This is a genomic window from Micromonospora sp. NPDC050795 (assembly GCF_044456785.1).
GTDB lineage: Bacteria > Actinomycetota > Actinomycetes > Mycobacteriales > Micromonosporaceae > Micromonospora.
Map to the genome: position 1 here is coordinate 1 of NZ_JBITGE010000052.1, position 13,645 is coordinate 13,645.

At 73.3% G+C, this 13,645-nt stretch carries 14 protein-coding genes and 1 tRNA gene; 11 read left to right on the forward strand and 4 right to left on the reverse strand.

Annotation, left to right across the window (positions count from 1 at the left end):
• The 10 genes from fdh to ACIBEF_RS30160 form a co-directional block, all read left to right on the forward strand.
• Positions 1–2,790: formate dehydrogenase (gene fdh, locus ACIBEF_RS30115; protein ID WP_396796720.1), on the forward strand; the 2,790-nt coding region annotated here is incomplete at its 5' end.
• A 7-nt stretch (positions 2,791–2,797) separates the two neighbouring features.
• Positions 2,798–3,766: a 4Fe-4S dicluster domain-containing protein gene (locus ACIBEF_RS30120; RefSeq protein WP_396796721.1), complete on the forward strand. Its 969-nt coding sequence runs from the start codon at positions 2,798–2,800 to the stop codon at positions 3,764–3,766.
• Positions 3,763–5,046 (forward strand): NrfD/PsrC family molybdoenzyme membrane anchor subunit, encoded by a 1,284-nt coding sequence (gene nrfD / locus ACIBEF_RS30125; protein ID WP_396796722.1) that lies wholly within the window; start codon positions 3,763–3,765, stop codon positions 5,044–5,046. The genes ACIBEF_RS30120 and nrfD overlap by 4 nt, the downstream gene beginning before the upstream one ends.
• Before the next feature lie 13 nt (positions 5,047–5,059).
• Positions 5,060–5,155, forward strand: a tRNA-Sec gene (locus ACIBEF_RS30130).
• Positions 5,156–5,178: 23 nt separating this feature from the next.
• A complete protein-coding gene (gene selA / locus ACIBEF_RS30135; protein ID WP_396796723.1) occupies positions 5,179–6,483 on the forward strand; it encodes an L-seryl-tRNA(Sec) selenium transferase in 1,305 nt (434 codons plus the stop codon).
• Between the two features lie 2 nt (positions 6,484–6,485).
• Positions 6,486–8,264 carry a selenocysteine-specific translation elongation factor gene (selB, locus tag ACIBEF_RS30140; protein WP_396796724.1) on the forward strand — a complete coding sequence of 593 codons (1,779 nt, stop codon included), beginning with the start codon at positions 6,486–6,488 and terminating at the stop codon, positions 8,262–8,264.
• 53 nt (positions 8,265–8,317) lie between these two features.
• Positions 8,318–9,067, forward strand: a complete 750-nt coding sequence (locus ACIBEF_RS30145) for a hypothetical protein (protein WP_396796725.1) — start codon at positions 8,318–8,320, stop codon at positions 9,065–9,067.
• A 59-nt stretch (positions 9,068–9,126) separates the two neighbouring features.
• Positions 9,127–9,324 (forward strand): hypothetical protein, encoded by a 198-nt coding sequence (locus ACIBEF_RS30150; RefSeq protein ID WP_238669770.1) that lies wholly within the window; start codon positions 9,127–9,129, stop codon positions 9,322–9,324.
• Positions 9,325–9,404: 80 nt separating this feature from the next.
• Positions 9,405–10,682 carry a hemolysin family protein gene (locus ACIBEF_RS30155; protein WP_396796726.1) on the forward strand — a complete coding sequence of 426 codons (1,278 nt, stop codon included), beginning with the start codon at positions 9,405–9,407 and terminating at the stop codon, positions 10,680–10,682.
• A gap of 73 nt (positions 10,683–10,755) precedes the next feature.
• The gene (locus tag ACIBEF_RS30160) at positions 10,756–10,941 is read left to right on the forward strand and encodes a hypothetical protein (RefSeq protein ID WP_124774058.1); all 186 of its coding nucleotides are present in this window, start codon (positions 10,756–10,758) and stop codon (positions 10,939–10,941) included.
• Between the two features lie 5 nt (positions 10,942–10,946).
• On the opposite strand, the gene ACIBEF_RS30165 is transcribed toward ACIBEF_RS30160, so the two are convergent.
• Positions 10,947–11,597, reverse strand: a complete 651-nt coding sequence (locus tag ACIBEF_RS30165) for a hypothetical protein (RefSeq protein ID WP_396796727.1) — start codon at positions 11,595–11,597, stop codon at positions 10,947–10,949.
• A gap of 133 nt (positions 11,598–11,730) precedes the next feature.
• Here ACIBEF_RS30165 and ACIBEF_RS30170 point away from each other — a divergent pair, with 133 nt between their 5' ends.
• Positions 11,731–11,934, forward strand: coding sequence for a hypothetical protein (locus ACIBEF_RS30170; protein WP_355007565.1), 204 nt, complete (start codon positions 11,731–11,733; stop codon positions 11,932–11,934).
• Between the two features lie 5 nt (positions 11,935–11,939).
• On the opposite strand, the gene ACIBEF_RS30175 is transcribed toward ACIBEF_RS30170, so the two are convergent.
• The 3 genes from ACIBEF_RS30175 to ACIBEF_RS30185 all read right to left on the reverse strand — a co-directional run bounded on the left by ACIBEF_RS30175 (position 11,940) and on the right by ACIBEF_RS30185 (position 13,606).
• The gene (locus ACIBEF_RS30175) at positions 11,940–12,416 is read right to left on the reverse strand and encodes a hypothetical protein (protein WP_396796729.1); all 477 of its coding nucleotides are present in this window, start codon (positions 12,414–12,416) and stop codon (positions 11,940–11,942) included.
• Positions 12,413–12,625, reverse strand: a complete 213-nt coding sequence (locus ACIBEF_RS30180) for a phosphatidylethanolamine-binding protein (RefSeq protein ID WP_088989541.1) — start codon at positions 12,623–12,625, stop codon at positions 12,413–12,415. Before ACIBEF_RS30180 ends, ACIBEF_RS30175 begins: the two co-directional genes overlap by 4 nt.
• Before the next feature lie 99 nt (positions 12,626–12,724).
• The gene (locus ACIBEF_RS30185) at positions 12,725–13,606 is read right to left on the reverse strand and encodes a universal stress protein (protein ID WP_396796730.1); all 882 of its coding nucleotides are present in this window, start codon (positions 13,604–13,606) and stop codon (positions 12,725–12,727) included.
• Between the last annotated feature and the right edge of the window lie 39 nt (positions 13,607–13,645).

Here is a 13,645-nt window from a genome sequence, read left to right on the forward strand (position 1 = left end):
TCCAGTCTGGGTGGGGCGACGTTGGACAACGAGGAGAACTACCTCATCAAGAAGTTGTTCACCGCGATGGGGGCGTTGCAGATCGAGAACCAGGCCCGCATTTGACACTCCGCCACCGTCCCCGGTCTGGGGGCCAGCTTCGGTCGTGGCGGTGCGACGGATTTCCAGCAGGACATCGCCAACGCTGACGTGATCGTCATCCAGGGTTCGAACATGGCTGAGGCACATCCGGTGGGTTTCCAGTGGGTGATGGAGGCCAAGCGTCGGGGCGCGAAGGTCTTCCACGTCGACCCCCGGTTCACCAGGACGAGTGCGGTCGCGGATGAGTACCTGCCGATCCGGGCGGGCACGGACATCGCGCTACTCGGTGGGGTGGTGCGCTACATCCTCGACAACGAGTTGGACTTCCGGGAGTACGTGCTCGCGTACACCAACGCTGCGACCATCGTCAGCGAGGAGTTCAGCGACACCGAGGACGGCGACGGCTTCTTCTCCGGTTTCGACCCGGAGACCAGTGCCTACGTGCAGGACAGCTGGCAGTACGAGGGGCACGAGGGTTCGTCGGGCAGTGGGCACACGGCGCAGGAGCGGGACAGCGCGGCGGGGTTGGCGCACGAGTCGCACGGCGCGCCGGTGGGCGGGCAGACCCGCCGCGATGAGTCGTTGCAGCACCCGCGCTGCGTCTACCAGATCCTCAAGCGGCACTTCTCCCGTTACACCCCGGAGATGGTGGAGCGGGTCTGCGGCATCTCCCAGGCGCAGTTCCTGGAGTTGGCGCGGGCGTGGACGACGAATTCCGGCCGGGACCGCACCGGCATGCTGATCTACTCGGTGGGCTGGACGCAGCACAGCGTGGGCGTGCAGTACATCCGCACCGGCGCGATCATCCAGCTCCTGCTGGGCAACATGGGTCGCCCGGGTGGCGGGGTGATGGCGCTCCGTGGCCATGCCAGCATCCAGGGCTCGACCGACATCCCGACGTTGTTCAACCTGCTGCCCGGTTATCTGCCGATGCCGCACCACGCCGAACACCCGAGCTTCGAGGAGTGGGTGGACAGCATTCGCCATCCGGGGCAGAAGGGGTTCTGGGGTAACGCGGGGTCGTTCGCCGCCAGCCTGCTCAAGGCGTACTGGGGTGACGCGGCGACACCGGAGAACGACTTCTGTTACGGCTACCTGCCTCGGCTTACCGGTGATCACGGCACGTACCAGCAGGTGCTCAACATGATCGACGGGAAGATCAAGGGGTACTTCCTGCTCGGGCAGAACCCGGCGGTCGGGTCGGCGCACGGTCGCGCGCAGCGGCTCGGGATGGCCAACCTCGACTGGTTGGTGGTCCGCGACCTGTTCATGATCGAGAGCGCGACGTTCTGGCAGAACGGCCCCGAGGTCGCCACCGGCGAGATCGTGCCGCAGGAGTGCCGCACGGAGGTGTTCTTCCTGCCCGCCGCGTCGCATGTGGAGAAGGAGGGCACCTTCACCCAGACGCAGCGGTTGTTGCAGTGGCGGGAGAAGGCCGTCGAGCCGCCGGGCGACGCCCGCTCCGAGCTGTGGTTCTTCTATCACCTGGGCCGCAAGCTGCGGGAGCGGCTGGCCGACTCGCCGCTGCCGCGCGACCGCGCGCTGCTCGACCTCACCTGGGACTATCCCACGCACGGTCCGCTCGCGGAGCCGAGCGCCGAGGCGGTGCTGCGCGAGATCAACGGGTACGACGTGGCGACCGGCCGTCCGCTGTCCAGTTTCGCGGAGGCCCGCGCGGACGGCTCCACCGCGATCGGTTGTTGGATCTACACCGGCGTGTACGCGGACGGGGTGAACCAGGCGGCCCGGCGTAAGTCCCGCCACGATCAGGACTGGGTGGCTGCCGAGTGGGGTTGGGCGTGGCCGGCGAACCGGCGCATCCTCTACAACCGTGCCTCCGCCGACCCGGACGGCAACCCGTGGTCCGAGCGCAAACGCTACGTGTGGTGGGACGCGGAGAAGGCCGAGTGGACCGGCTACGACGTGCCGGACTTCGAGAAGACCAAGCCACCGTCGTACCGGCCGCCGCCGGGTGCCTCCGGGCCGGAGGGCATCGCGGGCGACGACCCGTTCGTCATGCAGGGCGACGGCAAGGGCTGGTTGTACGCGCCCAGCGGTGTCCTGGACGGGCCGCTGCCGACGCACTACGAGCCGGTGGAGTCGCCGGTGCGTAACCCGCTCTACGGTCAGCAGGCCAACCCGACGCGCAAGATGTACGCACACCCGGTGAACTCGGTAAACCCGAGTCCGCCGCAGGAGCACGCCCAGGTGTTCCCGTACGTGTTCACTGTCAGCCGGCTCACCGAGCACCACACCGCCGGCGCGATGAGCCGGACGGTGTCACCCCTCGCGGAGCTGCAACCGGAGATGTTCGTGGAGGTGTCCCCGGCGCTGGCCGGCGAGGTCGGGCTGACGCATCTGGGTTGGGCGCACCTGGTCAGCGGCCGCGCGGTGATCGAGGCGAAGGTGCTGGTGACCGATCGGCTCACCCCGTTGCGGGTGGATGGTCGGATCATCCATCAGGTGTGGTTGCCGTACCACTTCGGTTTCGAGGGCCTGGTGACCGGCGACTCGGCCAACGACCTGTTCGGCATCAGCCTGGACCCGAACGTGCTCATTCAGGAGAGCAAGGTCAGCACCTGCGACGTGCGGCCGGGCCGTCGTCCCACCGGCCCGGCGTTGCTCGACCTGGTGGCCGACTACCAGAGGCGCGCCGGGATCGTCCCGGGCCAGCACGCGCCGGCCGTGACCACCGACGACGAGGGGTAGGAGCACGGTGCTTCCTGACCCGAACAGCCTGTACGGTCCGCTGGACCCGGCACCCGAGGCAGGCTATGAGAACGCGCCGCCGCGGATGGGGTTCTTCACCGACACCAGCGTCTGTATCGGCTGCAAGGCCTGTGAGGTCGCCTGCAAGGAGTGGAACGGCGTTCCGGAGAGTGGCCTGGACCTGCTCGGCATGCCGTACGACAACACCGGCGCGTTGACCGCGAACTCGTGGCGGCACGTCGCGTTCATCGAGCAGCCCCGCCCGGCCGGGCATGGTGTCGCCCTGGCGGACGTCCTCGGTGCGCCGGTCGACGCCGACCGGGCCCGGCCGGTCGACGCGGGACCGCAGTTCCTGGGGATGCCGGGGGCCCAACCACCGGGCCGGGGCACGGGCGTCGAGGAGCGCACGGATTTCCGGTGGTTGATGATGTCGGACGTCTGCAAGCACTGCACCCATGCCGCCTGCCTGGACGTGTGTCCGACGGGTTCGTTGTTCCGCACGGAGTTCGGCACGGTGGTGGTGCAGGAGGACATCTGCAACGGGTGTGGGTACTGCATCTCGGCGTGTCCGTACGGGGTGATCGACCAACGTAAGGGCGACGGTCGGGCGTGGAAGTGCACCCTGTGCTACGACCGGTTGGGCGCGGGGATGACCCCGGCGTGTGCGCAGGCGTGTCCGACCGAGTCGATCCAGTACGGGCCCCTGGACGAGCTGCGTGAACGCGCCGCCGCCCGGGTGGCGACGCTGCACGACAGGGGGGTCCCCGAGGCCCGCCTGTACGGGCACGACCCGAACGACGGCGTGGGTGGTGACGGCGCGTTCTTCCTGCTCCTGGACGAACCCGAGGTGTACGGGCTGCCACCCGACCCGGTCGTGACCACCCGTGACCTGCCGAAGATGTGGAAGCGCGCCGGCCTCGCCGCTCTCGCCATGGCGGCGGCGACCGTCGCCGCGTTCGTCGGAGGTTCCTCATGATGCAGTCGGGTCCCGTGGGCGACCGGTTCCGTCGCTTCCGGGAGCGGTTCGCCGACGAGGGCGGCCACCGACCACAGGCGAGCCACGAGCGGCCGGGCAGCGCGGCGGGGGCAGAGCATGCGCGGGGTGCTGAGCCGCCGGCGGGCGCGGGCGATCACCCGGGCGGCCGGGCCGTCACCACCGACAGGGACAGCACCGGCGGCGACGAGGTCGGCAGTGGCCGTCGGGGTGACCAGCCGGTGCGGCGAAGCGGCGAACCTCCCGGCCGGCGGCGCAGGCGGCGCGGCGGTGGCGGTGAGGAACTGCGGGTGCCGGAGGCCGAGTTCACGTCCTATTACGGTCGGCCCATCCTCAAGGGGCCGGTGTGGAAGTGGGACATCGCCGCGTACCTGTTCACCGGCGGGCTGGCAGCCGGCTCGTCGCTGCTGGCCGCGGGTGGGCAGCTCACCGGGCGGCCCGCGTTGCGGCGCGCCGGTCGGGTCACCGCGTTGGCCGCCGTCAGCGCCAGCGCCGTCTTCCTGGTCAAGGACCTGGGCCGGCCGGCGCGGTTCCACCACATGCTGCGGGTGGCCAAGCCGACCTCCCCGATGTCGATGGGTACCTGGATCCTCACCGCGTACGGGCCGGCGGCGGGTCTCGCCGCGATCGCCGAGGCGGCCGGTGTGCTGCCCCGGCGCGGTCTGCTCGGGCTGGCCGGCCGGGCGCTGCCGCCGATCGGGCACGCCGCCGGGCTGCTCGCCGCCGGCACCGCGCCGGCGCTGGCCACGTACACCGGAGTGTTGCTGGCCGACACGGCGGTGCCGTCGTGGCATGAGGCGTACCCCGAGTTGCCGGTGATCTTCGCGGGCAGCGCGTTGGCCAGCGGCGCCGGCGTGGGTCTGCTCGCCGCGCCGCCGGCCCAGGCCGGGCCGGCCCGCCGGATGGCGGTGGCCGGCGCGGCCCTGGAGCTGTACGGCACGCATCGGGTGGAGAGCCGCCTCGGCCTGCTCAGCGAGCCCTACCGACTGGGCCGGCCGGGCCGGATGCTGCGCGCCGCGCGGCTGCTGACCCTCGGTGGGGTGGCGGGCGCTCTGCTGGGCCGGCGTCACCGGGTGGTCGGGGCGCTCTCCGGGACCGCGCTGCTGGCCGCGTCGGTGCTGACCCGGTTCGGCGTCTTCTACGGCGGTGTCGCCTCGGCCCGCGACCCCCGGTACACAGTGGTGCCGCAGCGCGAGCGCGTGGAAGCGCGGCGGACCGCCATGGATCTTCCATCTGGTCGGGCGGACCCGCCCGCGGTGTGATCGAATGTCCGGTGGAGGCGTTCAGGCGGCTGGTGCCCCTCCCGGTCTTCAAAACCGGAGTGGTCCGGGACCCGGGCCAGGCGGGTTCGATTCCCGTCCGTCTCCGCCACACCGCTTGCAGGAGATGACGTGATGGGCGACGGCCCGGTGGACCCGCGACGTCGGGTGCCCCGTACGGACACGCTGCTCGCCGACCCGGTGCTGGCCGCCGCCACCGTGACTCTCGGCCGGGAGCAGGTCAAGGCCGTCGTCTCCCACGCGCAGGGCCGTGCCCGTCGCGGTGAGCTCAACCCCGACGAGGTACGCGACGCGGCGGTCGCCGCGTTGCCCACGCCCGGCCCCCGGGTGGTGCTCAACGCCACCGGTGTCGTGCTGCACACCAACCTGGGCAGGGCGGCGTTGTCGTCCGCCGCGGTCGCCGCGGTGGTGGCCGCCGCCGGGCACACCGACGTCGAGTTGGACCTGGCCACCGGTCGGCGGGCCCGCCGCGGCCGGGGCGCGCTCGACGCGCTGGCCGCCGCCGTGCCCGACGCGGGCGCCGTGCACGTGGTCAACAACGGCGCCGCGGCGCTGGTGCTGGCCGCCACCGCGTTGGCCGCCGGCCGGGAGATCGTGGTCAGCCGCGGCGAACTGGTCGAGATCGGCGACGGTTTCCGCCTGCCCGACCTGCTGGAGAGCACCGGCGCGCGGCTGCGCGAGGTGGGCACCACCAACCGCACCACGGTCGCGGACTACGCCGCCGCGCTCGGCCCGCAGACCGGTTTCGTGCTCAAGGTGCACCCATCGAACTTCCGGGTCACCGGCTTCACCTCCGCCGTCGGGGTACGGCAACTGGCCACGCTCGGGGTGCCGGTGGTCGCCGACATCGGCTCCGGGCTGCTCGGCGCGGACCCGCTGCTGCCCGACGAACCGGACGCGGCCAGCACCCTGCGAGCGGGCGCCACGCTGGTCACCGCCAGCGGCGACAAGCTGCTCGGTGGGCCGCAGGCCGGGCTGCTGCTCGGTGACGTCGAGGTGGTCGACCGGCTGCGCCGTCACCCGCTGGCCCGGGCGCTGCGGGTGGACAAGCTCACCCTGGCCGCGCTCGCCGCCACCCTGCACCAACCGCACACCCCGACCCGCGTGGCGCTGCACGCCGACCCGGGCGCTCTGCGGGCACGGGTGGAGCGTCTGCGGGACCGCCTCGGCGCGGACGGCCGCAAGGCGGAGGTGGTGCCGGCCGTCGCGGTGGTCGGCGGGGGCGGCGCCCCCGGCGTGGAGTTGGACTCGTGGGCGTTGAGCCTGCCCGAGCGGTACGCGTTCCCGCTGCGCACCGGAAACCCGCCGGTCCTCGGGCGGGTGGTGCGCGGGCGACTCCTGCTCGACCTGCGCTGTGTGCCCGCCGACGCCGACGACGCCGTCCGCGCGGCGGTGCTGCGCGTACCCGGGGACGACTGAACGTGTTCGTCGTCGCGACCGCCGGGCACGTCGACCACGGCAAGTCGACACTGGTCCGGGCGTTGACCGGGATGGAACCCGACCGGTGGGCCGAGGAACGCCGCCGGGGAATGACCATCGACCTGGGTTTCGCCTGGACGACGCTGCCGTCCGGCGGCACCGTCGCCTTCGTCGACGTACCCGGGCACGAGCGGTTCGTGCCGAACATGCTCGCCGGGGTCGGCCCGGTCCCGGCAGCGCTGATCGTGGTGGCCGCCGACGAGGGCTGGATGCCGCAGTCCGCCGAGCACCTGGCCGCGCTCGACGCGCTCGGCGTCGCGTACGGCCTGCTCGCGGTGACCCGCGCGGACCTGGCCGATCCGGGGCCGGCGACGGCCCGCGCCCGCGCCGAGATCGCCGCGACGAGCCTCGGCGCGGTGCCGGCGGTGGCGGTCAGCGGCCTGACCGGCGCCGGCCTGCCGGAGCTGCGGGCCGCCCTGGACCGCCTCGCCGCCCAGTTGCCCGCGCCGGTCGTGGACGACCCGGTCCGGCTCTGGGTGGACCGCAGCTTCACCGTGCGGGGCAGCGGCACAGTCGTCACCGGGACCCTCGGCGGCGGTCGGCTGCGGGTCGGCGACGCACTGGAGCTGGCCGGCGCCGACGAACCGGTCCGGGTTCGTGGCCTGCACTGCCTGGGCGAGGCCCGCCCGGAGGCGGCGGCGGTCGCCCGGGTCGCGGTCAACCTGCGGGGTACGCCGCGCGACCGCCTCGGCCGGGGCGACGCGCTGCTCACACCGGACCGGTTCCACCACACCGACCTCGTCGACGTCCGGCTCGCCGGCGACCCGGCCGGCGACCTGCCGGCCACCCTCACCCTGCACGTCGGGTCGGCGGCGGTGCCGGTACGGGTGCGCCCGCTCGGCCCGGACACCGTCCGCCTGCGGCTGGCCCGCCCGCTGCCGTTGCTGGTGGGTGACCGCGCGCTGCTGCGGGACCCGGGCCGCCACCACGTCAACGGCGGGGTGAGGGTGCTGGACGTGGCGCCGCCACCGCTGGGCCGACGGGGTGCGGCCGCCGCCCGCTCGCAGGTCCTCGCCGAGTTGAACGGTCGGCCCGACCTGGCGGGGGAGCTGCGCCGTCGCCGACTGGTCCGGGCCGGCGCGCTGATCCGGATGGGTGTGCCGGTGCCGACCGGGCGGGACAGCCCGGCGTGGGCGGTGCCGGTGGCCGGTGACTGGCTGGCCGACCCCGCACACTGGCGGCAGCTCGGCGAGCGGCTGACCGAGGAGGTCGCCCGGCACGCGCGGGAGCACCCGTTGGAGCCCGGAATGCCGGTGGACGCCCTGCGTCAGCGCCTCGCCCTGCCCGACCGGGTGCTGGTCGAGGCGTTGGTCCGGCCGCCGCTGCGGATCCACGCCGGTCGGGTTGGGGCGGCGAGTGCCAATGCGCTGCCCGAACCGGTGGCCCTGGCCGTGAGCCGGGTCCGCGCCGAGTACGGCGACCGTCCGTTTCGCGCCCCCGAAGCGGACCGCCTCGTCGACTTCGGCCTGGGCCCCCGGGAGATCGGCGCCGCGGTGCGGGCCGGGGCGCTGCTGCGGCTGGCCGACAACGTGGTGCTGCTGCCCGACGCGCTCGACGACGCGGTCCGGGTGTTGGCCGGGTTGCCGCAGCCGTTCACCCTCTCCGCGGCCCGGCAGGCGTTGGACACCACCCGCCGGGTGGCGGTGCCCCTGCTGGAGTTGCTGGACCGGCGGGGCGCGACCCGCCGGCTGCCCGATGACGCCCGGATCGTCGTCACCTGAACGCGCGTCCGTGCGGGGCTGACAGGTTGGCGTCGGAATGCGACGGTGGGCTGATGGTCGAGGTGATGGCGTCCCGGGCGCGGCCGTTCGGTGGCCGCTGGCGGGAGATCGTCCCGGTGGTGCTGCGCTGGGGGCTGCCGGTGCTCTGGGTGCTGTGGGCCGGTCTGGCGTGGTGGGTGGAGCCCCGCCAGTCGACCGAGGCCCAGCTCGACCGCGATCTCGCGACCGGCCAGGTGGTGGCCTTCCAGCGGGCGTCCGGCTGGGCCGACGACGGCGCGTACTGGGGGAGCCGGCCCCGACCGCAGTCGGCGACGAACGGTGGGATGCTCGTCTGGACCGTGCCGAACGGCCAGAGCCGGTACACCCTTGACGCATCACCCGCCGGGGGTTCGTACCTCGCCGAGCCGGACCCGTCGGCGGGCGTCCCGCCGAGCTGGCGGGACGCCCAGCTCGCCGCCGTGTCCGCTGCGGGGAGCGCGGACGGTGACCCCGGGCAGCGGATCGGGAACGTCGCGGCTCTGCTCGCCGGTGTGCTGACCGTGCTCTGGCTGGGCCGCCTGATCGGTGGCGCGCCGCCGCTGGTCGGCACCCGGTGGTTCTGGTTCTGGGTCGGCCTCCTGCCATTCGGGACGGGTGTGCTGGCCTGGACCTACCGGGAGCTGTGGAGACCACCGCCGGTGCCGGTGCCCGGTCGTGGCTCGGGGTGGCGTGGGCTCGGTTGGCTGATCCTCGCCGCCGTCGGCATCAGCCTCCTGGTGTCCGTCGCCCGCATCGTGTTCGGGACGACGGTGGTGCCGGGCTGAGCCGGCCATTGCTGGGCCAACCGGCCACCCGGCCGACGTTGGTCACCTACGGTGACGCCATGGACCCTTCGGCGGTCTGGCGAGACCGGCAGCACAAGTGGCGGATCGAGGCGTACCGGGCGCCGGACCTCCGTTTCGCCATCTACGCCACCAACGGCCCCACCGAGTCGGTGCCGCTGTGGTTGTTCGGCATGTCGGCCCTGGCCCGGTGGCTGATGACCCACGCCATCTCGCTGGACGACCTGGAGGTCGACTGAGCGGGGGCGCGGTCGCAAACACCGCCCACGCCGCGCCCCGCTGCGGTTGAGTGACCTCAGGCGGCGGACGGGGGCACGCGATGGGCAGTCAGCTCGGGCAGTTGGCGTTGGTGGCCGTGCTGGTGCTGGTCAACGCCGCGCTCTCCGGCAGCGAGATGGCGCTGGTGACCCTGCGGGAGGGGCAGTTGCGGCGGCTGGGTCGGCGCAGCCGCGCCGGTGACCGGTTGGTGCAGCTGTCCCGCGACCCGAATCGCTATCTGGCGACGATTCAGCTCGGCATCACCCTGGCGGGGTTCCTGGCCTCGGCGGCGGCCGCGGTGTCGTTGGCCTCTCCGCTGGTCGGGCCGTTGGGTTTCCTCGGCGCGGCGGCGCGTCCCGCCGCGGTGCTGCTGGTGACCGTGCTGCTGACGTTCGTCACGCTGGTGCTCGGTGAGTTGGCCCCGAAGCGGCTGGCCATGCAGCGGGCCGAGCGGTGGGCGCTGTTGAGCGCCGGCCCGTTGGATCTGTTGGCTCGGGTGTCCCGGCCGGCGGTGTGGCTGCTCAGCCGGGCCACCGACGCGGTGGTGCGGCTCGCCGGTGGAGACCCGCGGGCCAACCGGGAGGAGATGACCGAGGAGGAGTTGCGGGAGATGCTGGCCAGCCAGCGCGGCCTGTCGGCCCAGCAGCGGGAGATCCTCACCGGTGCGTTCGACATCGCCGGCCGGACGCTGCGGGAGATCCTGGTCGCCCGGCGGGAGGTGACGACGCTGCCCGCCGATCTGGCCGCTGACGAGGGCGTCCGGCGGCTCGCCGCCGCCGGACGGTCCCGCGCTCCCGTCACCGGCCCCGGCGGCCTGGACGAGGTGCTCGGGGTGGTGCACATCCGCGACCTGGTGCGGGCCGGCACCGCCGACGTGGGTGAGCGGGTCCAGGCGCCGCTGCTGCTGCCGGTGACCCTGCCGGTCGCCGACGCGATGCGTCAGCTGCGCCAGGAGCATCAGCAACTGGCCCTGGTCGTCGACGAGCACGGGGGCATCGACGGCATGATCACCATGGAGGATCTTCTCGCCGAGGTGGTCGGTGAGTTGTACGACGAGACCGACCGTGACGTGCACGGGGTGATCCGGGAACCGGACGGGTCCCTGCTGGTGCCCGGTGACTTCCCGCTGCACGACCTGCCCGACCTGGGGGTGCGGCTGAGCTTCCCGTTGTCCCGGGACTACACGACAGTGGCTGGTCTGGTGCTGGCCCGACTGCGGCACCTGCCGGACTCCCCGGGTGAGACGGTGCGGCTGCCCGGTCTGACCCTGCAGGTGGTGGAGGTCGCCGACCGGGCGGTGCGCCGGGTACGCCTCTGCGGGTTCGTCGCCGAGCGCTGAGCGTTCACCCAGAAGGTTGACAAAAGGTCCAAACCGACAAAGCGGGGAACGCGGTACGCCTACGGTGCCAGACGTGAAGGACCGAGGTTTGCGTACGTTCGTCACGGTGCTGGCCGGCCTCGCGGTGATCTACTTCGGCAGCGCCGGCCGCAGCCCCGAGGAGGGCCGTGGCATCTCCGGCGGGGTGGTGATCCTGGCGCTGCTCGCCGCGTTGCTGGTGTGGCACCTGACCCGCCCGGGGGACAAGACGGTCAAGTGAGCGCCTCAACGGGCGGCGACCCGGGTGACCTCACCGGCGGACTCCTCACCCAGCGCCACCCGTACCAGCGCTGACGCGAGCCGGCCGAAGTCCGGTTCGTCGACGAGACCGGCGAGCCGGTCCGGGGACCCCGGCAGGCCCAGCCGCTTCGCCCCGGCCAGGGCCCGACGGTCGGCGTACGGGCGCACGTCCGACCAGACCGTCTGCGCCTCGCGCAGGTAGATGTCCGCGCCGGTGGGGCCGATGCCGGGGAACTCGGTGAGCCGTCGCCGCAGCCCGGCCGGGTCGCCCTGGGCCTCCCGGTGCAGGCGCCGCAGGTCACCGTGCCAACGGTCCAGGCACAGCCGGGCGCCGGTGCCGAGCATCGTGGCGGTCCGCTCGTCGTAGCGGCGGTAGTGGCCCCGGCCCAACGCGTCGACGCGCTCCTGCCAACTGGCCGCCTCCATCGCCTGTGGCGTGCGGTAGCCGGCAGCGAACAGTTCCCGCGCGGCGTCCACCGCCACGCACGCGCGGATCCGGGTGCTCAGCAGCGTGGTCAGCACCAGCAGCTGGTACAGCGGCCCCGGCCGGTCGGAGAGCCGGATGCCGGCCTCCTCCGCGTACGTGCGGCCACGCCGGTCGAGCAACACCCGCACCAGAGTTCGATCATTGCCCACCCGGTCGGGTTACCCACTTCAGGAGCCGCTAGCCGTCGCACCGCTGCCCGACGCCGGAATGCCGTCTGGGCGGGCGGGTATGCCGACGGTGGAGGCGGCTTCTGCCGCCTGCCGTACCGGAGGGAGACACCCCGTGACGAACCCGCAGCAGCAGGAGTTGCGCCGCAACGCACTGGGCGCCACCAGCCAGGACAACAAGGGCCCCGCCCCGGGCGGGCATCCGGCCAACCGCGGCTCGTCGCGCGGTGACGCCGGTCGTCCGGTGCCCAAGGGGCAGGTGTCGCCGTACGGCCCGGCCGGTGAGCCGGTGGCCGAGGACGACAGCGACACCCGCTGACGGACCTAGCGACCGCGGCCTGGCGGCCGTCGCAACCTGTTCCAGGTGGCGGCGGCCGCCAGCCCGTACGCGAGGTGCGGGATGATGTCGGAGATCCAGTCGGAGCGCCGCCACGTGCGCGGGTCGCTGATCCCGAGCACGGTGATCGACCCGTCGGTCATGGTCATGACGCCCGCGCCGAGCAGACCGGTGGCCACCGGTATCGGCTGACGTCGACCACCGGCGTAGAGCGCGAACCCGACGCCCGCGGCGACGCCCAACCCGTAACCGATCAGCGGCCCGAGGCCCGAGCGGCGGTTGGCCGCCCGGGCCCCGTTTCCGAGGTCGACGTGCGCGATCCCGGCCAGCCGGTCGACGGTCTCCTGGGGGACGTCGCTCTCCGGCCGTCCCCGCAGTGCCATGTCCAGGTAGCTGACCACGTTCAGCGCGGTGCTGCCGACGGCGCCTGCGATCGCGCCGTCGGCCACGTCGACCGTCCTCACTTCGGGTCGCCCGGTTCGCGCTCGCTCTTCGGGCCGTACGTCCGGTCGCCGCGCACCACGCCTCGTTGACCGCGATCCTCCTGGAGGATCCTGTTCGCGACCTGGTTGGCCTTGCCGTCGGGTACCCGGCGTCCGGAGTCGTCGATCGCGTTACGCAACCGCGCGCGCTGCTTGTCGTACGCGTTACTGCCCGGCCGTGGTCCTGGCATCTGTGCCTCCTTCGTCGGTCTGGGCACCTGGTGCTGCCCGCCGTCCGCTGGGCGTACCGCGGCCGTCTACCCGTCTGGCGGCGGACCAACCCCGGCGCACTATCGGGGCGCGCGGACCACGACCACCGGGCACTGCGCGTGGTGCAGCATCGACTGGCTCACCGACCCCAGCAGCAACCCGGTCACCTCGCCGCGCCCGCGCCCACCGACGACCGCGAGTTGGGCGGAGCGGGACGCCTCGGCGAGCGCGGTGCCGGGTCGGCCGTGCACCACCTGGCAGGTCAACCGCAGACCCTGGTGGGCCTCGGTGAGCCCGGTCAGCCACCCGGCGAGCATCCGTTCCTGCTCGCCGCGCAGCGTCGCCTCGTCGTACACCAGGGGTTGCATGTCGCCCGGGCCACTGCTGCCGGGATGTCGGTAGGCGTGCACCGCCAACAGCGGCACGCCGAGTGACACCGCGGTCTCGGCGGCGAAGTCCGCCGCCAGCCGGGAGGCGTCCGAGCCGTCCACGGCGACCAGGACCGGCTCGTCGGGGCGTTGCGTGCCGCGCGCGACCAGCACCGGGCAGTCGGCGTACGCGGCGACCTGCACCGCGACCGAGCCGACCAGCAGCGCGGAGAACCCACCCAGCCCGCGATCGCCGAGCACGATGAGTGCGGCGGTGGGGGACTCGCCCACCAGCACCGCGGCGGCCTCACCGTCGATGATCTCGCCGGAGATCGTCAACCCGGGCACTGTCGCCTCGGCCTCGCGCACCGCGGCCTCGACGAGTTCCTCGGCCCGGTGGCGCAGCCCACCGCCGGGAGGCGCGTGCGGGGCGGGGGAGACGGGTACGTGCAGCAGCGGCCAGATGAAGCCGTGCACGACCCGCAGTGGTCGGTGCCGGCGGGCCGCCTCGGCGGCGGCGAGGCGCACGGCGCGCAGCGCCGACTCCGAGCCGTCGACGCCGACCACCATCGCCGCGTTGTTCGCCGAGTTCACGGCCCACCTCCGCTCGCGGCCAGTATCGCGGGCCCGGAC

What these genes read in the sequence shown, in the direction of transcription:
- nrfD (WP_396796722.1), top strand. Translation starts at nt 3,763, where the DNA reads ATGATGCAGTCGGGTCCCGTGGGCGACCGGTTCCGTCGCTTCCGGGAG.
- selA (WP_396796723.1), top strand. Translation starts at nt 5,179, where the DNA reads ATGGGCGACGGCCCGGTGGACCCGCGACGTCGGGTGCCCCGTACGGAC.
- ACIBEF_RS30145 (WP_396796725.1), top strand. Translation starts at nt 8,318, where the DNA reads ATGGTCGAGGTGATGGCGTCCCGGGCGCGGCCGTTCGGTGGCCGCTGG.
- ACIBEF_RS30150 (WP_238669770.1), top strand. Translation starts at nt 9,127, where the DNA reads ATGGACCCTTCGGCGGTCTGGCGAGACCGGCAGCACAAGTGGCGGATC.
- ACIBEF_RS30155 (WP_396796726.1), top strand. Translation starts at nt 9,405, where the DNA reads ATGGGCAGTCAGCTCGGGCAGTTGGCGTTGGTGGCCGTGCTGGTGCTG.
- ACIBEF_RS30180 (WP_088989541.1), bottom strand. Translation starts at nt 12,625, where the DNA reads ATGCCAGGACCACGGCCGGGCAGTAACGCGTACGACAAGCAGCGCGCG.